The organism is Ureibacillus xyleni, from assembly GCF_900217795.1.
GTDB classification, from domain to species: domain Bacteria; phylum Bacillota; class Bacilli; order Bacillales_A; family Planococcaceae; genus Ureibacillus; species Ureibacillus xyleni.
On record NZ_OBMQ01000001.1, the window covers coordinates 715,259 to 736,112 of the forward strand.

The 20,854-nt window shown below is 34.9% G+C and carries 21 protein-coding genes; 20 read left to right on the plus strand and 1 reads right to left on the minus strand.

Features of this window, described 5'->3' with window-relative positions; all coding sequences use genetic code 11:
- The 19 genes from CRO00_RS03330 to CRO00_RS03420 all read left to right on the plus strand — a co-directional run bounded on the left by CRO00_RS03330 (nucleotide 1) and on the right by CRO00_RS03420 (nucleotide 19,460).
- Entirely contained in the window at nucleotides 1–732 is a 732-nt protein-coding gene (locus tag CRO00_RS03330; RefSeq protein WP_202615607.1) for a polysaccharide deacetylase family protein, read from the plus strand.
- Nucleotides 729–1,646 carry a UDP-3-O-(3-hydroxymyristoyl)glucosamine N-acyltransferase gene (locus CRO00_RS03335; RefSeq protein ID WP_097072220.1) on the plus strand — a complete coding sequence of 306 codons (918 nt, stop codon included), beginning with the start codon at nucleotides 729–731 and terminating at the stop codon, nucleotides 1,644–1,646. Before CRO00_RS03330 ends, CRO00_RS03335 begins: the two co-directional genes overlap by 4 nt.
- Nucleotides 1,643–2,740, plus strand: a complete 1,098-nt coding sequence (locus CRO00_RS03340; protein WP_097072221.1) for a Gfo/Idh/MocA family protein — start codon at nucleotides 1,643–1,645, stop codon at nucleotides 2,738–2,740. The genes CRO00_RS03335 and CRO00_RS03340 overlap by 4 nt, the downstream gene beginning before the upstream one ends.
- Nucleotides 2,737–3,648 (plus strand): GNAT family N-acetyltransferase, encoded by a 912-nt coding sequence (locus tag CRO00_RS03345; RefSeq protein WP_097072222.1) that lies wholly within the window; start codon nucleotides 2,737–2,739, stop codon nucleotides 3,646–3,648. The genes CRO00_RS03340 and CRO00_RS03345 overlap by 4 nt, the downstream gene beginning before the upstream one ends.
- A 23-nt stretch (nucleotides 3,649–3,671) precedes the next feature.
- Nucleotides 3,672–4,802, plus strand: coding sequence for a DegT/DnrJ/EryC1/StrS family aminotransferase (locus CRO00_RS03350; RefSeq protein ID WP_097072223.1), 1,131 nt, complete (start codon nucleotides 3,672–3,674; stop codon nucleotides 4,800–4,802).
- 37 nt (nucleotides 4,803–4,839) lie between these two features.
- Complete coding sequence (locus CRO00_RS03355) at nucleotides 4,840–5,943, plus strand: glycosyltransferase (protein WP_237658304.1); 1,104 nt, start codon at nucleotides 4,840–4,842, stop codon at nucleotides 5,941–5,943.
- A 54-nt stretch (nucleotides 5,944–5,997) separates the two neighbouring features.
- The gene (locus CRO00_RS03360; protein WP_097072225.1) at nucleotides 5,998–7,239 is read left to right on the plus strand and encodes an O-antigen ligase family protein; all 1,242 of its coding nucleotides are present in this window, start codon (nucleotides 5,998–6,000) and stop codon (nucleotides 7,237–7,239) included.
- Nucleotides 7,240–7,267: 28 nt separating this feature from the next.
- Nucleotides 7,268–8,479 carry a lipopolysaccharide biosynthesis protein gene (locus CRO00_RS03365; protein WP_097072226.1) on the plus strand — a complete coding sequence of 404 codons (1,212 nt, stop codon included), beginning with the start codon at nucleotides 7,268–7,270 and terminating at the stop codon, nucleotides 8,477–8,479.
- An 83-nt stretch (nucleotides 8,480–8,562) separates the two neighbouring features.
- On the plus strand, nucleotides 8,563–9,282 hold the full coding sequence (locus CRO00_RS03370) for a YveK family protein (protein WP_097072227.1): 720 nt from the start codon (nucleotides 8,563–8,565) through the stop codon (nucleotides 9,280–9,282).
- On the plus strand, nucleotides 9,283–9,972 hold the full coding sequence (locus CRO00_RS03375) for a CpsD/CapB family tyrosine-protein kinase (RefSeq protein WP_097072228.1): 690 nt from the start codon (nucleotides 9,283–9,285) through the stop codon (nucleotides 9,970–9,972).
- A 116-nt stretch (nucleotides 9,973–10,088) separates the two neighbouring features.
- Nucleotides 10,089–10,886, plus strand: coding sequence for a TIGR00282 family metallophosphoesterase (locus tag CRO00_RS03380; protein WP_097072229.1), 798 nt, complete (start codon nucleotides 10,089–10,091; stop codon nucleotides 10,884–10,886).
- A 192-nt stretch (nucleotides 10,887–11,078) separates the two neighbouring features.
- The gene (locus CRO00_RS03385; protein WP_097072367.1) at nucleotides 11,079–11,345 is read left to right on the plus strand and encodes a stage V sporulation protein S; all 267 of its coding nucleotides are present in this window, start codon (nucleotides 11,079–11,081) and stop codon (nucleotides 11,343–11,345) included.
- 255 nt (nucleotides 11,346–11,600) lie between these two features.
- A complete protein-coding gene (locus CRO00_RS03390; protein WP_097072230.1) occupies nucleotides 11,601–13,340 on the plus strand; it encodes a 2-oxoacid:acceptor oxidoreductase subunit alpha in 1,740 nt (579 codons plus the stop codon).
- Nucleotides 13,340–14,206 (plus strand): 2-oxoacid:ferredoxin oxidoreductase subunit beta, encoded by an 867-nt coding sequence (locus tag CRO00_RS03395; protein ID WP_097072231.1) that lies wholly within the window; start codon nucleotides 13,340–13,342, stop codon nucleotides 14,204–14,206. The genes CRO00_RS03390 and CRO00_RS03395 overlap by 1 nt, the downstream gene beginning before the upstream one ends.
- 118 nt (nucleotides 14,207–14,324) lie before the next feature.
- A complete protein-coding gene (locus CRO00_RS03400) occupies nucleotides 14,325–15,869 on the plus strand; it encodes a methyl-accepting chemotaxis protein (protein WP_161946599.1) in 1,545 nt (514 codons plus the stop codon).
- A gap of 80 nt (nucleotides 15,870–15,949) precedes the next feature.
- Nucleotides 15,950–16,879, plus strand: a complete 930-nt coding sequence (locus CRO00_RS03405) for a nuclease-related domain-containing protein (protein WP_161946600.1) — start codon at nucleotides 15,950–15,952, stop codon at nucleotides 16,877–16,879.
- 159 nt (nucleotides 16,880–17,038) lie between these two features.
- On the plus strand, nucleotides 17,039–17,392 hold the full coding sequence (locus tag CRO00_RS03410; protein ID WP_097072234.1) for a hypothetical protein: 354 nt from the start codon (nucleotides 17,039–17,041) through the stop codon (nucleotides 17,390–17,392).
- A gap of 95 nt (nucleotides 17,393–17,487) precedes the next feature.
- Nucleotides 17,488–19,023: a tRNA (N6-isopentenyl adenosine(37)-C2)-methylthiotransferase MiaB gene (gene miaB, locus CRO00_RS03415; RefSeq protein WP_097072235.1), complete on the plus strand. Its 1,536-nt coding sequence runs from the start codon at nucleotides 17,488–17,490 to the stop codon at nucleotides 19,021–19,023.
- Complete coding sequence (locus CRO00_RS03420; RefSeq protein WP_097072236.1) at nucleotides 19,023–19,460, plus strand: YlbF/YmcA family competence regulator; 438 nt, start codon at nucleotides 19,023–19,025, stop codon at nucleotides 19,458–19,460. The genes miaB and CRO00_RS03420 overlap by 1 nt, the downstream gene beginning before the upstream one ends.
- 36 nt (nucleotides 19,461–19,496) lie before the next feature.
- Here CRO00_RS03420 and CRO00_RS03425 read toward each other — a convergent pair whose 3' ends face one another.
- On the minus strand, nucleotides 19,497–19,847 hold the full coding sequence (locus tag CRO00_RS03425) for a hypothetical protein (RefSeq protein ID WP_097072237.1): 351 nt from the start codon (nucleotides 19,845–19,847) through the stop codon (nucleotides 19,497–19,499).
- 255 nt (nucleotides 19,848–20,102) lie between these two features.
- Here CRO00_RS03425 and cotE point away from each other — a divergent pair, with 255 nt between their 5' ends.
- Nucleotides 20,103–20,720, plus strand: a complete 618-nt coding sequence (gene cotE, locus CRO00_RS03430; protein ID WP_097072238.1) for an outer spore coat protein CotE — start codon at nucleotides 20,103–20,105, stop codon at nucleotides 20,718–20,720.
- Nucleotides 20,721–20,854 lie beyond the last annotated feature (134 nt).

Here is a 20,854-nt window from a genome sequence, read left to right on the forward strand (position 1 = left end):
ATGGAATTTACTATCAATGCATATGTCCAATTATTGGAACTGTTAAAGAGCAAAGGATATGAGTTTTGCTTCTACAATGAAATTAATGAGAAGAACAAAACGGTCATCCTTAGACATGACGTAGATTTTACACTGGATAAAGCAGTAGAAATGGCAGTAGTTGAAAGCCAAATAGGAGTAAAGTCAACTTACTTTGTTTTATTATCGACAAATTTTTATAATGTGTTTTCAAAACAATCTTTCGAAAAATTAATTCAAATTGCGAATCTTGGACATGAAATTGGTTTGCATTTTGATGAAACTAGATATGATATTCACACCCTTGATGAATTGAAACGTTATGTAGAAAAAGAAGCAGAAATCCTATCAAAATTACTTGATACAAAAGTAAACGTAATCTCCATGCATCGTCCCTCAAAATTCACATTAAACAATGACATACAATTCGAACAATTTATTAACTCCTATTCCTCAAAATTTTTCAAAGACATGAAATATGTATCGGACTCTAGAATGAATTGGAGAGAAAATCCGATTGAAATTATTGAATCAGGGCAATATGAAAAACTTCATATATTAACTCACCCTTTCTGGTACTCTACAAAGAATGAAACGATGGAAGCAAAGTTGAAAGATTTTATTAAACAATCAATCGCGGATAGATACGATTTTATTAATAGTAATTTCACAGCATTTGATCAAGTAATTCGTAGAGAGGAGATTATCGGTTGATCAGCATTATGAAAATAATGGATTTTTTAAATGAAAGTCACATAACGTACTCCTATATAGGGGATGAAAAACTTACAATAAACGGTTACGCACCTATTCAAAAAATAAATAGCCACCATATTTCTTGGATTAAAGATGAAAGTAAAGTAAATGTAATAGTAGGGAAAAGGTTAACAAATACGTTAATTATTTCAAAAAAGTTTGATATTAGTAATTTTAAAGAAGGAAACTTCATTTTTAGTAATAACCCCAAGCAAGTGTTTTTTACAATATTGAATCACTTTTTTTATGTGAAAAATAAAAAACCTACAATACAAACTGAATCAATTATTGAAACAACTAATATTGGTAAGGATGTTTCGATTGGTCACAGTTGCTATATCGGGCCAGAAGTCGTCATTGGTGATGATGTTGAAATAAAAAATAATGTTTCGATTGAAGGAAAAGTAGTCATTAATAAAAATACGATTATTCATTCAGGTGTGATCCTTGGAACAGATGGATTTGGCTATTTTCATAATGCTGAAGGGAAAAATGTAAAAGTACCACATTTTGGTGGGATTGTAATAGGAGAAAACGTTGAAATTGGTGCCAACACATGTATTGATCGGGGTACATTAGATGATACGAAAATAGGGGATAATGTGAAAATTAATAACCTTTGTCATATCGGTCATAATGTCATAATTGAAGAAAATGTTATGATAGCGGCACTCTCCAATATTGCTGGAAGTGTACATGTAAAGAAAAATGCCTATATTGCGCCTGCAGCTACTATTCTGAATCAATTAACAATTGGTGAAAATAGTTTAGTAGGATCAGGTGCAGTAGTAGTGAAAAATGTAGAGGACCATGTTGTTGTAGTAGGTGTGCCAGGAAAAATAAAAAGAAAAATAGAGGATGACCATTCATGAGCTTAACATATGCCATTATCGGATGTGGTCGAATTTCTCCTAATCATATTGCAGCTGCACAAAAAAATAATTTAAATATAGTCGCGTTGTGCGATCTAGAACAAGGAAAAATGCAAAAAACAATTGCGACTTTCAATTTATCCAGCTCCGTCAAACAATACACCGATTACAGAGAAATGATTGCTTCCGAAAAACCAGATTTAATTGCCATTTGTACAGAAAGTGGAAAACATGGTCAAATAGCTATCGATTGTATAACGGCAGGAATTCATTTAATTATTGAAAAACCAATTGCCCTTTCTTTAGAAGAAGCAGACCAAATCATTGAACTTTCAAAAAAGCACAACGTAAAGGTAAGCGCATGTCACCAAAATCGATTTAATAAATCTGTTCAAAAAATGAGAAATGCCATAGAATCTAATCGGTTTGGGAGATTACTATACGGAACTGCCCATATACGTTGGAACCGTGGTGAAGAGTATTATAAGCAGGCACCTTGGCGTGGTACATGGGAACAAGATGGTGGTGCACTGATGAATCAATGCATCCATAATATTGACCTTTTGCGCTGGATGATGGGTGAAGAAATTGTAGAAGTGGTTGGCATGACAGACAATTTACTTCATCCATACATCGAATGTGAAGATTTAGGAATGGCTTTAGTACGTTTCTCAAATGGAAGTTATGGCATGATTGAAGGTTCAACTAATATTTACCCACAAAATTTAGAAGAAACGCTTTATATTTTTGGAGCACAAGGCACTGCAAAACTAGGTGGAAAATCTGTGAACTTAATCGAAGAATGGCTGTTTGCCGATAAAAAAGATGACCCGAAAGAAGTCAAAGAAAAGTATGCAGAAAATCCGTCTTCAGTTTATGGATTTGGTCACACCCCTCTCTACGCTGACGTTATCGAAGCGATTCAACAAGATCGAACACCCTATGTAACGGCTGAAGATGGAAGAAAAGCGTTAGAGCTCGTACTCGCTATTTATAAGTCTTCACTTGAGAACAAAAGTGTGCAATTGCCTCTTAATAATCTAAGTACATTAGGAATCTATGAGCAACTCAAAAGACTAGGAGAAGGGGAATGAGTCAGCTAGAAAAATACCGCCAGTTGAGCGAATTTGAAAAATCGATTCCTTTATTTTCAAAAGGATGGTGGATGGATGCGGTATGTGAAAATGATTGGAATGTAATATTGATAGAAAATAATGACCAAATACTCGCATCCCTCCCCTATTATTTTTACAAAACGAATCATAGGATGGAAATAAAAAAAGCCATTTTAACCCAAACAAATGGGATTTGGATTAACTACCCACAAAATCAAAAATACGAAAAACAACTTTCATATGAAAATCGATTAATGTCTCTCGTTATCGATGAAATTGAAAAGCTTCCAATCACAAAATACCAACAATACTTTCATTATTCAATTGAAAATTGGCTCCCTTTTTATTGGCGAGGGTACTCACAAACAACAAGATACACTTATGTAATAGAAGATACCTCTAATTTGCAGCAAGTCTACCAAAACTTCAATTCAAACCTCCGTAAAAGTATTCGTAAAGCAGAAAAACAAGTAACAATAAAAGAGGATATCCCGATAGAGGACTTTTACTGTTTTAATAAAATGACCTTTGAGCGACAAGGTTTAAATATTCCTTACTCCTTTGAAATTGTTTCAAGAATAGACGAAGCCTGTGCAAAAAGAGGTGCAAAAAAAACATTTTACTGTGTGGATGAGAACAACCAAATCCATTCAGCGATCTACTTTGTATGGGATGATGACACACTGTACTATTTAATGTCAGGATCCCATCCAGATTTTCGAAATACCCAATCTCTCTCGTTGTTGCTGTTTGAGGGAATAAAGTTAGCACATCAAATGAAGAAAAAGTTTAATTTTGAAGGCAGTATGAAAAAAAATATTGAACATCATTTTCGTCAATTTGGTGCAGTTCAAAAGGCATATCATCATATTTTTAAAACGTTCTAATTAATTGAGGTGAACTAGAAAAAATGGAATTTCGTGATCTGCGTGCTCAATATCAATACTATAAAACGGAAATAGACTCAAGCATTCAACAAGTAATCAATAACACACAATTTATCGAAGGAAAAGAAGTAAATGATCTTGAAGAACAGCTTTCGAATTATGTTGGAGTGAAGCATTGTATCACTTGTGCAAATGGGACAGAAGCCATGACCTTAGTACTGAGAGCATGGGGAATTCAAGCTGGTGATGCGGTATTTGTTCCAAACTTTACGTTTTTTGCAACAGGTGAAGTTGTCTCGTATTGTGGGGCAACCCCCATTTTTGTAGATGTATGTTGGGATACATTTAATATGGATCCTATAAAATTAGAACAGGCAATTGTTAAAACGATTCAAGAAGGCAAATTAAAGCCAAAAGTCATTATTCCTGTAGATTTATTTGGTTTACCAGCAGATTATGGCCAAATAGAAGAAATTGCAAAAAACTATCAACTATCCATTTTAGAAGATGCAGCACAAGGATTTGGGGGACAATTTAAAGGCAAAAAAGCATGTAGTTTTGGGCATGCAGCTACCACTTCTTTTTTCCCGGCAAAACCTTTAGGATGCTATGGAGACGGGGGAGCTATTTTTACAAATGATGACGCTTTAGCAGAAGTGATAAGGTCATTGAAAATTCATGGGAAAGGGAACGATAAATACGATAATGTTCGTGTAGGAGTAAATTCTAGACTTGATACATTACAAGCAGCTGTACTAAAAGTGAAATTAAAAGCTTTTATCAATCATGAATTACAAGACGTGAACGAAATTTACAAATTATATAACGAACGACTAGCTGGATATGTGGAAATTCCGATAATACCTAATGACTATTTTTCTAGCTTTGCCCAGTATACGATTAAATTAAAAGATGAGAACGAGAGAAATCAATTACAAGAATATTTGAGGCAAAAAAATATACCAAGCATGATTTATTATACGAAACCATTACATCGTCAAGCTGCATTTACCTATCTAAAATTAGAAGATCTAGACTACCCTGTTTCAATTAATCTTAGCCAAAGAGTTCTATCATTACCTATGCACCCTTATTTGAAAGAAGCAGAAGTAGACCTTGTAACAGAAGCCATTTTACAATTCATTCAAGATTAAACGGAATAAGTACAATGGAGGGAATGTTATTAAAAAGGTGTGTCATTTAACTAGTGTACATGATAGATATGACATTAGGATTTTTGAAAAAGAATGTAAATCACTAGTTAATCATGGTTTTGATGTTTCACTAATCGTTAATGATGATCTGGGGGATGAGGTGGTAAGTGGTATTAAAATATTGTCCACCAACTTCAAACCTAAAAATAGAATTCAACGAATGTTAGGGTCCAATAAAAAAATGTTTGAAAAAGCATTGGAAGTGAATGCAGATATTTATCATTTCCATGATCCTGAATTATTACCTGTAGGCAATAAGCTTAAAAGATTAGGGAAAAAAGTTATTTTTGATTCCCACGAAAATTATCCGTATCAATTAAGACAAAAAGATTATTTACCGAAAATTTTTAGAAACCTTATTTCAAAAATATACTTTAAATATGAAACCTATTCAGTAAAAAAATATGATGCGGTCATTTTCCCCTGCACATATAGCGCAAAAGATCCATTTGAAAATCGCTCAAAAAAGACCGTTTTTCTCGATAATTTCCCGATGTTAGAAGAGTTATACGATTGCTATACAGAAGAAGGCAACAAACTACCAAATTCAGTTTGCTATATAGGTTCTTTAACGATTGATAGAGGAATTACGAATATAATGGAAGCGGCGTACCTTGCAAAAGCGAAACTAATTTTAGGTGGAGTGTTCACTTCATCTGAGTATCATCAAGATTTGAAGAAAAGAAATGAATATTCCTGTGTAGATTACCTAGGTTTTTTAAATCGAGATGAAGTGGTGAATACCTACAAACAATGTAGAATCGGGTTATCTACTTTATTGAATATAGGTCAGTATAATAAAGGCGACCATTTTGCTACAAAAGTATACGAATATATGTCAATGGGTTTGCCAGTTGTTTTAACAGATTCTCCTTATGTGAGAGAAGTATTAAAACGATATAAATTTGGAATTCCCGTTAATCCTGAAGATGTGAACGAAATTTCGGAAGCGATTGTTTATTTATTAAATAACCCGGAAGTAGCAAAGAAAATGGGGGAAAATGGTCGTTTAGCCATTAAGGAGAAGTTCAACTGGGGTGTTGAAGAAAAAAAATTAATTGCATTATATAGTAGTTTATAAAATGTAGCTCTTACAATTTGGCGAAGATTTGACTAGTGCAAATGGGGGCCTTCTATGAATTTAATGAAAGTAAATGTGCCAAAGAGTAGAGAAGATAGCGATGATATAAAAATTAGTTTCGCCATTATTGCATCTACTGTGATTTTAATGATCCAATTTTTTATATTAACTACTTTTAATATTTTAGATACTTCAATTGGCTCTAAAGTCCAACTGATGTCAAAAGTGTTCGTTGCAATTATTCTCATCTATTCTTTTCCGGTAGTATTGAAAAGAGTAAAATTACAATTTTTTTTGGTATATTATATTGCAATATTTATATTTTGCCTGCATTTTATACTATTCCCCGAAAATCGTATGTATATGAAAGAGTTAATTTTTCCTTTCTTTTTCACTTGTCTACCTACTTTTGTGTATTCAATGAGCCTTCAAAACTGGAACGTTTTTAAACAGGTACTACAAAAAGCAAGTGTAATTGTCTTTATCCTCGGCTTATTATTAGGGATTCAAATTACGTTGGGAATCGCATCTGTAGGTACATATAGTATGACATTTTCTTATTATATGTTGTTTCCAACGATTATCCATCTGAATGAACTTTTAGATCGTTACTCTTTCAAGTCACTTATGATTTCATTGTCTTCAATTTTCATCATTTTAGCTATTGGTTCTCGAGGTGCTTTTTTGTGCATTGCAGTGTTTATACTATTAAAACTGCTGCGTCCTAATAGAGAACTATTATTTTCGAAGGTAAGAATGTTCTTTTTTTTCTCCTTTGTTCTAGTGGGATTATTTATCGTGTTCAATCTTCAAAAACTCTTATTTACTATACAGAAAATACTCGTAGATTTAGGCATTCAAAGTAGAAGTATCTCACTATTCCTTAAGGGAGAAGTAAGTTTAAGTGGTAGGGAAGATATTTATCAGCGAGTAATTACGGAGATTCTCCAGCATCCCGTTTTAGGAATAGGACTTGGAGGGGATCGACTCGCAGCTGACGGGGTATATGCTCATAATATTATTCTAGAAATTGTTTCAAATTTTGGAGTAATTATTGGAGGAGTTTTCATTTTCATCTTATTCTTTACGATCATGAAATTCCTTTTTGTAAAAGAATTGGATATTTATAATATGATCATCATTTGGGTGAGCATAGGCTTAATTAGTTTATTTGTTAGTGGCTCCTATTTAACGGAAATTCAGTTTTGGGTACTAATGGGGCTGATTGTTGGATATTATCTTCATGGCCCCGAATTGGTAAAACCAAATGAAGTGACAGAACAAACGGAAATATAGAGAATTAATTTCAGAGGGAGTTCAACCCATGAGTAAGAAAAAGTTTTTACTCGATTCATTATTAAATATTGTTGGAACAGCTATACCAATAATAGTTATTCAATTATTTACGCTTCCTATTATTGGAGATTTAGGTGGAAAACAATATGGGCTAATTGTGACATTAATTAGTTTATTTACAATCATCAGTTTTCCCTTTGGAAATGTATTAAATAATGTTCGTTTACTTTTAGATAAAGAATACAATGATCAAGGTTATTCCGGGGATTTTAATATTTTATTATTTAGTAGCCTTCTTGTAAGTACAATTTTAATTATTATTGGAACAATTTATTATGAAGACCAATTTTCGATTTTAAATATCTTTTTCATTGTACTAATTAGCTCATTAAATTTACTGAGAGAATATCTGGTTGTTAGTTTTCGAATTCAATTAAATTATAAATTAATTTTAATGAATAATTTTGTACTCAGTTTAGGTTATGTTATTGGTACATTCTTGTTTAAAGTAACAGGAATGTGGCAGCTAATATTTGTAATAGGTTACGGACTCAGTTTACTTTTTATAATAAAAAACTCTACATTATTAAAGGAACCTTTTGCCAAAACGCCCACTTTTAAATCGACCACTTATAAAAGTATCGTTCTACTCTGTTCCTCACTCTTAAAAAACATTCTCTCCTATGCAGACAAACTATTATTATTTCCCTTATTAGGTCCTACTGCTGTTTCAATTTATTATACTTCTACGATTATTGGTAAAATTATGTCCATGGCAGTTACACCAATAAATGGCGTGATCTTAAGCTATATCTCAAAAATGGAGAAAATCACCCTAAAAACCTTCATTTATATTATTCTCATTTCTAGCGGTGTTGGTGCAATAGGTTATATTTTTTCCATTATTGCGAATCCAATTGTATTAAACTTTTTGTACCAGAGTTGGGCAGATGAATCAATGAAATATATTTATATAACATCTGCTACAGCCATTGCGGATATGATAATAACTGTAATCAATCCTTTCATATTAAAATTTAATAATATTAATTGGCAAATTCTTATTAATGGAACCAATATAGTTGTATATGTTATTTCTACATTTTTGTTATTTAGACATTATGGCTTAATGGGATTTTGTATCGGTATATTCATTTCAAGTGTGTACCAAATGATTCTAATGATTGGGATTTTTATTTTTAGTTATAAAAGGGATCCAATACTTGAATCAAAAGAATGATATTGAGATGGATTTTTTAGTAATAATAAATTGTATTCTCTGAATATATTATACTAGCCGAGAAACGATATGGGGGACGTTCAATGAACAGTGCGTTCGATTTTAAACAAATATATAAAATATTATTTCGGCGCTTAATTGTAATCATATCCATTTTAATTTTAACCATTTCCATTTCAATCATTTTTAGTTTATTCATTGTAAAACCTACTTACCAAGCACAATCTCAAATATTAATAAATCAAAAAGAAATTATTGGGGAAAATGATGTTTTATATCAATTTGAAACAGATATCCAATTAATTAAAACTTATAGTGTGATCATAAAAAGTCCAGCCATTTTAGACAAAGTAGTTTCAGAATTGAAGTTGAATATGTCAGTTGAAGAGCTTGCAGAAAAGGTTTCCTTATACCATGAAGAAAATTCGAAAGTAGTTAATTTGATCGTTGAAGATGATGATCCGAACAGGGCGGTACAAATTACGAATAAAGTAGCGGATGTATTTAAGGAAGAGATTCCAAAGCTGATTAATGTGGACAATATCAATATTCTTTCTATCGCGAAAATGGACGACAAGCCTTCACCAGTAAAACCGAATATTCCATTCAATCTTTCATTAGGGGTACTATTTGGCATTTTATTAAGCGTTGGAGTAGTTTTCTTACTAGAAATAATGGATACTACGATAAAAAGTGAGGATGATATTGAACAGTTCAAGATCCCAATTATGGGGGTTGTGACGATGATATCATCTGAAGATATTCATGGGCCGTATTCATCTCAACCTTCTAGGAGGAGTTAAATGCCAAATAGAAAAAAAAGAAAATCCGCACATAATCCCGGAGAGCGAAAACTTGTCACTCAAATTAAAACAGATTCATTTATAGCTGAACAATACCGGACGATTCGTACTAATCTACAATTTTCTTTGCCAAATGAGAAATCAAAAACAATTTTGGTGACATCTTCAATTCCAGGTGAAGGGAAATCTACAACTGCGGCTAATTTGGCGGTAGTTTTTGCTCAAGAAGGAAAAAAGGTACTCATTATTGACGCAGATATGAGAAGGCCAACCCTACATCAATTATTTGATGTATTCAATTTAGAGGGATTGTCGAATCTTTTATCAAGGCAAAGAAAGTTTTCTGAGGTTGTTCAGGAAACAGAAATCGAAAACCTTTACATTGTACCAAGTGGAAATATCCCACCAAACCATTCTGAATTATTGTATTCAAAAAACTTGGATTTACTAATTAATCACGTGAAACAAATTTACGACATCATCATTTTTGATACACCACCGTTACTTTCTGTTTCAGACGCCTTAATTTTATCGAACAAATGCGATGGAACATTATTGATTGTTAGTTCAGGGAAGGTAAATAAAACGGACGTAAAAAAAGCCATTACAAGTTTGGAGACGTCACAAGCGAAGATTATTGGTGTTGTATTAAATAATCTGAAAATGAACCGCTCAAGTTATTATTACTAGCTCAAAATAAACGATTAAGTAGGGTAGCCTTGCACAAGGTTACCCTTCACTATTTGCCCTTTTATAGAATCCAGTGGTAAAATTGACGATGTGAAAATAGAAAGTAGGTCGTACGAATGAAAGTATTATTTATTGGCGATATCGTTGGCTCAATTGGTCGAGAAGCAGTGGAAAAATATTTGCCGCGCTTAAAGAAAAAATACGGTCTAGATGTGGTGATCGCGAACGGAGAAAATGCTGCGGCTGGACGCGGCATTACAAAAAAGATTTATCAACAGTTGTTACAAGTGGGCGTTGATGTGATTACGATGGGAAATCACACTTGGGACAATAAAGATATTTTTGATTTTATCGATGATGCAGACTATTTAATTCGTCCAGCAAACTTCTCAAAGGAAGCACCTGGGAAAGGGATGGTTCAAATTTCGAAAAACGGAATAACATTGTCCGTTATTAACTTACACGGTCGCGTCTTTTTACCACCTCATGAAGATCCTTTCGCAGTAGCAGATGAGTTAGTGGAGGAAGCAAGAAAAACTTCGCCTCTAATTTTTGTGGATTTTCATGCAGAAGTAACGAGTGAGAAAATCGCCCTTGGTTGGCATTTAGATGGACGAGTTTCGGCATTAGTTGGTACCCATACTCATGTTCAAACAGCAGATGCTCGCATTTATCCAAAAGGAACAGCGTATATTACAGATGTAGGCATGACGGGACCATACGATGAAGTGTTAGGGATGACAAAAGAAAGTGTCATTTATAAATTTCAAACAAATATGCCATCACGCTTTGAAGTCCCAAAAGAAGGGCGTGACGTGTTGAGCGGATTCTTTGTTGAAATTGATGATAAAACAGGGAAAGCACGTCGTTGTGAACGAGTATATATTAATGAAGATTATCCGTTTCAGGGGTAAGAAACTCCATTCATTTTCAAAAGCTTCATAATTATGAAAAAACATTTCCAAATTCAGTTACATTAGATTCTATTTTCCACTTTAGCAACATAAAATGTGTTACGGACACTAAGAAGAAGTCCTTTGAATGAACGCCAAACAATTCAAATGCTTCATTCAACATTTATTAAAGCTATATGGGGAGGAATAAATGTGGATTCATTAAAAGTATCGTCTCGCTCTAATCCAAATTCTGTCGCAGGTGCGCTAGTCGCGGTGATCAGGGAGCAAGGATATGCGGAAATGCAAGCTGTAGGTGCAGGTGCTTTAAATCAAGCAGTGAAGGCAGTTGCGATTGCGCGTGGTTTTGTCGCACCAAGTGGTACCGACTTAATTTGCGCACCTGCATTTGCTGATATTACAATTGCAGGGGAAGATCGTACGGCATTGAAGTTGGTTGTTGAAAAGAGAAACCGTTAAAATTTAATGTAGAAAGCTCTTTCTAATTAGATTAAAGTCTAATTGGGAAGAGCTTTTTCATTTTGGTAGTATGTTCTTCATTTTAATGAAGAAACCTAAACATATGTAATTACCACAATTTCGTGAATTTTCGCTTTCCGTCAAAGGTCTGATTTTCATGAAAATGTTGTAAATTCAATAGTTAATGGAAAAAGTTCGTGTTAAACTATGAATGGAAAAAATATAAAAACTAGTTTCACTTAAGGAGATGTTGAAATGTTACATCAGCTTTCATGGAAAGTCGGTGGGCAGCAAGGGGAAGGGATTGAGAGTACTGGTGAAATTTTCTCAATGGCCATGAATCGTTTAGGTTATCACTTATACGGTTACCGTCATTTCTCTTCACGTATTAAAGGCGGCCACACGAATAATAAAATTACAGTTAGACCAACAGAAGTACGTTCCATTGCGGACGATTTAGATATATTGGTTGCATTTGACCAAGAAACAATTGAAGTGAATTACAAAGAGTTAACAGAAAAGTCAATCATACTGGCGGATGCAAAATTTGAGCCTGTAAAACCGGAAGACTCAAAGGCGCCATTATTTATTGTACCTTTCACAGAAATTGCCACAGAACTTGGTACCTCTTTAATGAAAAACATGGTGGCAATTGGTGCAACTTCAGCTCTACTAAACTTAGAAACATCCGTGTTCCAAGGTGTTGTAGAAGAAATCTTTGGTCGTAAAGGTGAAGAAGTCGTACAAAAAAATATGGACGCCATCCAAAAAGGGTTTGATGCGATGAGCGAACTTTTAGGCGATCGTGTTGGCGAGTGGGAATTAGCTCCAGCTGACGGAAAACGCCGCATGTATATGATTGGGAACGATGCAGTTGCGTTAGGTGCTGTTGCAGCGGGTTCACGTTTTATGTCGGCATACCCAATTACTCCTGCTTCTGAAATTATGGAATATATGATTAAAAAGCTTCCAAAATTAGGTGGAGCAGTGATTCAAACAGAAGACGAAATTGCAGCTGCTACAATGGCAATCGGTGCTAACTATGGTGGTGTTCGTGCCTTTACAGCATCAGCAGGCCCTGGTCTATCATTAATGATGGAAGCAATTGGTTTATCCGGAATGACCGAACAACCATTAGTCATTTTTGATACGCAACGTGGCGGCCCATCAACAGGTCTTCCAACTAAACAAGAACAATCAGATCTTATGGCAATGCTTTATGGTACACATGGTGAAATTCCTAAAGTAGTGATTGCGCCTTCAACATTAGAAGAAGCATTCTTTGATACAATCCAAGCATTTAATATTGCAGAAGAGTTGCAGATCCCTGTAATTGTTATCACTGATTTACAGCTTGCATTAGGTAAACAAACTACTGAACCATTTGACTATAGCAAAATTGAAATTCGTCGTGGCAAAATTATCGACCACGAAATCGAGCCAAACGACAATAAAGACTATTTCAAACGTTACGAAAATACCGAAGATGGCGTTTCACCTCGCGTTTTCCCAGGTACACCAAATGGCATTCACCATGTAACAGGTGTTGAGCACGATGAAACAGGTAAACCGAACGAAGCACCGGGCAATCGTAATGCACAAATGGACAAGCGCTTCCGCAAATTAGAAAAATTAACATTTGATACACCTGTTTACGTAAACGCACCTCATGAAGAAGCAGACGTATTACTAGTTGGATTTAACTCAACTCGTGGTGCCATTGAAGAAGTTCAAGAACGATTTAGTGCAGAAGGCGTAAAAGTAAACCATGCACATGTTCGACTAATTTTCCCATTCCCATCTAGTGAAATGGCGCCATTAGTTGCAAGTGCGAAAAAAGTAATCGTTGTTGAAAATAATAAAACGGGCCAACTAGCAAACATTTTGAAAATGAACGTTGGCGGACATGATAAAATTGCGAGTCTCACAAAATATGACGGTACTCCGTTTTTACCAGGTGAGCTGAAAAATAAAGTAAAGGAGTTGCTTGACTAATGGCAACATTTAAAGATTTTCGTAACTCAGTGAAACCAAACTGGTGCCCTGGCTGCGGTGACTTTTCTGTTCAAGCAGCTATTCAACGTGCCGCAGCAAATGTTGGTATCGAACCACATGAGTTAGCAGTAGTAGCTGGTATCGGTTGTTCTGGTCGTATCGCGGGTTACATTAACTCATACGGATTCCATGGTATCCATGGCCGCGCACTACCGATTGCACAAGGCTTAAAAATGGCAAACCGTGATCTAAACGTTATCGCTTCAGGTGGTGACGGAGATGGTTTTGCAATTGGTATGGCGCATACAGTACATGCCATCCGTCGCAACATCGATATTACGTACGTTGTAATGGATAACCAAATTTACGGCTTAACAAAAGGTCAAACTTCACCACGATCTGCAAAAGGGTTTATTACAAAATCAACACCTGAAGGAGCAATCGAACCTTCATTAAAACCATTAGAAGTAGCATTATCATCAGGTGCAACATTTGTAGCACAAGGTTTCTCTACTGATATTAAAGAACTAACAGCTTTAATCGAAGCAGGGATTCAACATAAAGGCTTCTCGTTCATCAACGTATTCAGCCCATGTGTAACATACAATAAAGTGAACACATACGAATGGTTTAAAGAACATTTAACAAAACTATCTGACATTGAAGAGTACGATTCTTCAAACAGAGAATTAGCAATGCAAACAGTAATGGAAAAAGAAGGTTTAGTTACTGGTATTATCTATCAAGACACGCAAAACAAATCGTACCAAGAAAAAGTTCCTGGTTTTGCAGAAGGTCCTTTAGCAAACTTAGATATGAATTTAAGTGAAGATCAATTTAATGAACTTGTAAAAGAATTTATGTAATATTTTAGAGCTCCTACTTGCTAGGGGCTCTTTTTTACAAAAAATTTACAATAAAGCTACAACTACTTTAAAGTACTAATCTATGCTCGAACTACAAAGTATGTGGGGGTCGAGTAAATTGCGTTTAAAACGCTATATAAAGGTAAATGACCGATTACTAGTTTTAATGATAGTTTGTATATTATCAAATTCAATTTTTGCTATATTTAGCATGGACTATTTAAGGAAGATGGAAAAAAATACGGAAATCATGTATGAAGAAAAGTTACTAGCAATAAATACAATTTCAACTATTGAAGCGAGTGTGCATCAAGAGAACTTTCCCGAAGCTAGTGAACTTCAAAAATCTTTACCTACTTTTGATTCGAAAATGGAGTTTTACGGTAAAAAGTTAACTACTTCTTTAGCTGAACGGAACATAGAGGAAGCACTCGGCATATTGCAAGAAATGAAACCGTATGTCGTGGATCGTGCTGAGAGCCAACTGAATACATACAAAGAAGATGTTGCATTTGGTTATAAATTATTAACTGCGGTTTCTCTTTTTATCATTTTAGTCATTATCTATTTTAATGTGGGAGCAACACGTGCGGTAAAATTACCAACTCGCCAGTTAAAAGAACTGTTAAAAAAGGCCGAACAAGGAGATTTTACGAGTATTGCAACCTATGACTCAAAGGATGAACTTGGGGAAGTGATGCTGAGCTATAATCAGATGGCAACGGAAGTGAAGGAACTGTTAAAAGTTGTTCAACAAAGTGCAGCTTCTGTGGATGAAGCTAATGAACAACTCCAACATGCATCGGAGAAAACTACGGAAGCTTCAATACATATTTCCCATGATGCGTCGAGTTTAACAAAGTCTACCATTCGTTCAACAGAGCAGTTAAATGTAAATACCATCTCGATTCAAGAAATTGCTTCTGGAGTTGAAACAATTGCACAACAGATCGAATACATCGAAAGAAATATTCAACAAACAGTAAATGAAGCAAATGAAGGGGTTCAATATGTAACCATTAACATGGAACAAATGCAAAAAATTGAGCAAGCTGTAACACAAACGAATCATATGATGCTTGTCTTAGCGGAACATTCTAAGGAAATTGAGCAAGTAATCGAAATTATTAATGCAATCGCTGAACAAACAAAACTTCTCGCTTTAAACGCGGCAATCGAAGCAGCTAGAGCTGGTGAATATGGAAAAGGTTTTAGTATAGTCGCAGGGGAAGTTCGTAAGCTTTCAGAGCAATCTGTGGATTCAACCAGAATTATTGAAGACATTGTCAAACATATTCAAAAAGATACGAAAGAGTCGGTGCATTTTATGGCGAGTGCCATTGACTCGGTGCAAACAGGTATTGATATCACAAATCAAACTGCAGCAAAGTTTCAACAGATCGTATCCGCGGTGAACGAGGTCGGTCCTCACATTGGGGAAGTATCTGCAACGATTCATTTGATTACGATGAACACGAAAGATGTGGCGAACAATTCAGTACAGTTAAGCGAGGTGTCCCAACAAAACGCCCTACGAATAGAAAAAGTATCAAATGCAACAAATGACCAACTAGATGCAACCCGAAAAATGCATAGTGAAATTCAAAAAATATCAAAAAATATACGCTCGTTAACGAACTCTATTAAACGATTTAAAGTGTGAAATGACGAGTTTCGAGCATATTCTAGATTATTATTTTCTCCCTCCCACTTTTCAGTAGAATGAAAGTAGGAGGGATTTTTTTGATAGTAGTTGAGCGAAAGATTCCATCGAAAATTATCGTGTTGGAAGCGATACACCGAAGAGCACAAGAGCAAAGAGAATTCATTGCAAATCATTTAAAACGCGCGGAAATTGGTTACATAGGAGAATTGAAAGTAGACGCCATCTGGAATGAACTTGAGATACCTTCGAATTCATTACTGTTTCATAATTACGAAGTTCACCGCCATCAACTCGACACGTTATTTGCTTGCCCTCATTTTGTCCTGATTCTTGAAATAAAAAATGTAGCAGGATACATTTGGTATGAACAAGAGAAGCACCAATTTTTACGTAAAAAGAGAACGGGAGAAATTGAAAGCTTTCAAAGCCCGATTGAGCAGGTGAAGAGGAATGAAACTGTAATTGATAGAGTTATAAAAAGTATTGGGTTATCAATACCACTTCATAAAATTATTGTTATAGCAGAACCATCAACAGTAATAGGCAATATTCCCAATGATGTTCCATTTATCCATGCAATTGGTTTGCGAACAGAGATTAAAAAGTTATTATTAAAATATAGTACCTTTAAGCTTTCATCTGTTGATTTTGAATTGTTACAAAGTCATTTAATGGAACTATACGAACCTAGAATTTATAAACCGAAATTTGAAGTTCCGCCACTAAAAAAAGGAGCAATTTGTTCATGTGGAGAAGTGATGAGATATAAGTATGGGAAATTTATATGTATTTGTGGTGAGAATTCAAAGGAACCACTTTTTCAAGGGTTACATGATTATAGAATTTTGATAAATGAGTGGATTACAAATAGCGAATTTCGTAATTTCTTTTTAATAGACAACCAAGATTTAGTAACAAAGTTAATGAAAAGATTGAATTTCTATTATGAAGGAGATAACAGGGCAAGGCGTTACTACATTCCTAAAAATATTTGGCGAGAGTATTAAAGTGTCGGATTTCCCGGAAAAAGTGTCGGATTTCCCGGAAAAAGTGTCGGATTTCCCGGAAAAAGTGTCGGATTTCCCAAAGAAACTGTCCGATTTCCCAACAAAACTGTCCGATATCATAATATAACACAATTTCAAAGCGCAAATGAGGTCACCCAATTGAGCAAAATCATCAATTTTCTCGAAATAAAACAACAAAAAACAAACGAGCAGCTTAACAAAGTATTTCGCAAAGCAAACACGTTAAAAGATCCACATCAAATTAATAAATTAGTAGAAGAAAAATCGCTTGCAATACAAGACCACAAATTGTTTTTAGCATTTCTCAAATATCTAGAAGAAAAGCAAATTGAGCCAAAAACGATTTTTCACCATGTACTCACCTTACCAAAACATAAATTTGAAGAACAATACCAAATGAATTGGGAAGCGGTTGTGCAACTGTCTTTTACTTTCCTTGCAATTTTGAAGGAAAATGATACTAAGCAATATGAACAGTTCATCAAATTATAACAACTTTTATTGTTCTTTCTACCTATAATTCGTTATAATATTAAAATGGGATTCGAATGTACGAAACCAATCTTGAAAGGAGTTTCTGGATTTCAATGAATGAGGAACAACGACTAGCTAGTCAACAAGTGAAACAACCAAAACCTGAAAAAGATTATAGCAGTTATTTTGAACGAGTAGTTACAGCAGCTCCTTCTTTAAAAGATGCGAAAAAACGCGGGAAAGAAGAAGTAAAATATCATAAAGATTTCGCAATTGATGAAGAATTCCTAGGAATGGGTCAAGGGCGTAAATTTTATATACGTACGTACGGTTGTCAAATGAATGAACACGATTCTGAAGTCATGGCTGGAATCTTCACACAACTTGGCTATGAACCAACTCACTTAATTGAAGAAGCAGATGTGGTGTTATTAAATACATGTGCGATTCGTGAAAATGCAGAAAATAAAGTATTCGGTGAATTAGGATTCCTAGTAAAATATAAACGTAAAAATCCTGAAATGTTAATCGGCGTTTGTGGCTGTATGTCGCAAGAAGAGTCGGTTGTCAATAAAATTTTAACAACATACCAACATGTGGATATGGTGTTCGGTACACACAATATTCATCGTTTACCGCACATCTTAAAAGAAGCGTACATGTCAAAAGAAATGGTCATTGAAGTTTGGTCAAAAGAAGGGGACGTTATTGAAAGTCTTCCAAAACAACGAAATGGTGCCATTAAAGCATGGGTAAACATTATGTACGGTTGTGATAAATTCTGTACATACTGTATCGTTCCTTACACTCGTGGGAAAGAGCGTAGTCGTCGTCCTGATGAAATTATTCAAGAAGTACGTGATTTAGCAGCACAAGGCTACCAAGAAATTATGCTACTAGGCCAAAACGTTAATGCTTACGGAAAAGACTTTGCAGATATCGAGTACCGTCTTGGCGATTTAATGGACGAGTTACGCAAAATCGATATTCCGCGTATTCGTTTCACAACAAGTCACCCACGCGACTTTGATGATCACTTAATTGAAGTATTAGCGAAAAAAGGGAACTTAGTTGAACATATTCATTTACCAGTGCAATCTGGCTCAAATGATATTTTAAAAATTATGGCTCGTAAATATACACGTGAACATTTCCTAGATTTAGTTCGCAAAATCAAAGCGGCGATTCCGGATGTTGCCCTTACAACGGATATTATTGTAGGTTATCCAAACGAAACGGAAGAACAATTCCAAGAAACAATTGATCTATATCGTGAAGTAGGATTTGAAACAGCCTTTACTTATATTTACTCTCCACGTGAAGGGACACCTGCTGCAAAAATGCAAGATAACGTTCCCCTTGAAGTGAAAAAAGAACGCCTTCAACGATTGAATGCGGTTGTAGAAGAATTTTCTTCAGCAGCATTGAAAAAATATGAAGGTGAAATTGTGGAAGTATTAGTAGAAGGTAGCAGTAAAAAACGTGATGACGTATTAGCAGGATACACACGAAGAAATAAATTAGTAAACTTTGCAGGGCCACAAGAGTTAGTGGGCCAAATTGTGAAAGTAAAAATACTCGAGGCGAAATCTTATTCACTGCGCGGTGAGTTTGTAGAAATCGTAAATCGACATGAGGTGGAAGTATAATGACAACAAAGCTTTATACAAAAGACGAAATCGTAGCAAAAGCCAAAGAAATTGCACATATGATTGCGAATACAGAAGAAGTTGAATTTTTCAAAAAAGCAGAAGCACAAATTAACGAAAATCAAATGGTTCGTGAAAAAATCGCTTCTTTAAAAACGTTACAAAAACAAGCTGTGAACTTCCAACATCTTGGTAAAGAAAAGGCATTAAAATTAGTGGAAAGCAAAATTGCGAAAATTGAGGAAGAAATCGATGCTGTGCCGATTGTACAAGAATTTAAACAATCGCAAGCTGATGTGAATAACATTTTACAATTAGTATCTAATGCGATCGCTAACACAGTTACAAATGAAATCATTGAATCAACTGGCGGCGACTTATTAAAAGGTGAAACTGGTTCAAAAGTTCAAAACAGTAAACCAGGAAGCTGTTCATAATGAAAATGCCCTCTACAAATGTAGAGGGTTTTTATTTTATCTGATTGCTTTCTTAATCACTTTTACGTCTAATTCGAGTGCCTCGATTCTTGGTACGAGTTCAGAAAGCTGGTCAATTCGTTGAGTATGGATGGCACTTTCTTCTTTTGTTGATGCGACTTCAGCATGTAGGTTGTGGACGTCCATTGCCAATTGGTCGAGTTTCGCATCCGTTTCATCTTGGCGGTGAAGAATGGCTTTTGTTATTTGCGTATTTTCATCAAGTTGAGCATTTACCTGTGACATTTCTGTTTTTACCTGTGACAATTCAGCTTTAAACTGTGACATTTCGTAATTCAGTTTTTCTATGCCTTGTACTAACGTTTCTAACAATTGACGATCTGTCATATGCATCCTCCCTTTAATGATGAAAATTCCCCTACATTATAACATCTTTCTAAAATGAGAACGAAAAAATTGGAACATAATTTGCCCAACAGTAATACTATAAGTGGGAAGTCAGAAAGGATTCGGTTAGTCATCGAAAAATTACACTTTTGCTTTCTACTAAAAAATTTATCAAAAAATCAAATCCGAGACATTTCACCAATTAGGCACTAGCCGCATACTATAGTTCGACTAGAAAGTAAAGGAGGAAAAGCGTTGAAACGTTTGCGTCAAATAGTGACAAAAGCGGTTGTCGCGAAAGGTAAGAAAAGAACAGAGAGCAGTGAGGTTCTGCGTCCTTCAAATGTTCCAACGAGCATTTTAGGTTGCTGGGTAATTAATCACCACTACAGTGCAAAAAAAGTGGGCAAATTTGTTGAGGTATCTGGAAAATTCGATGTAAACGTATGGTACGCGTACAATAATCATTCAAGAACAGCAGTGCATACAGAAACAGTTCATTACAAAGATCGTATTAAATTGCATTACCGTGATGAAGATGTAATCGAAACAAATGATTGCCATGTGCGTGTATTACAACAACCGAATTGCGTAGAGGCAATCATTACACAAAATGGTGAATGCTTCAACATTGTGATTGAGCGCGACTTCTTAGTAGAAGTAATCGGAGAAACTAAAGTGGTTGTATCTGTACATCCAATCGAGTATGAAGAAGAATGGAGATTTGACGAAGATGACAATGATGAAAGTTCTTCTTCATCAAGCTCTAGCTCAAGCTCAAGCTCATCAAGTTCTAGTTCTTCATCAGGAATGGATTTTGGAAAAGGAAAATATGGTAATATAAGCGACGAATCGTCATCATTTCATCGATAATAAAGTGAGAGCGCCATCTACTAATGATTAGTAGATTAATAGGCGCTCTTCTTTTTTTACTTTTCGAATTTGTATGAATCTCAAATTAAGCATGAAATTTTGTTATAATGGAAGGTATTAAGTAGTTTAGAGAG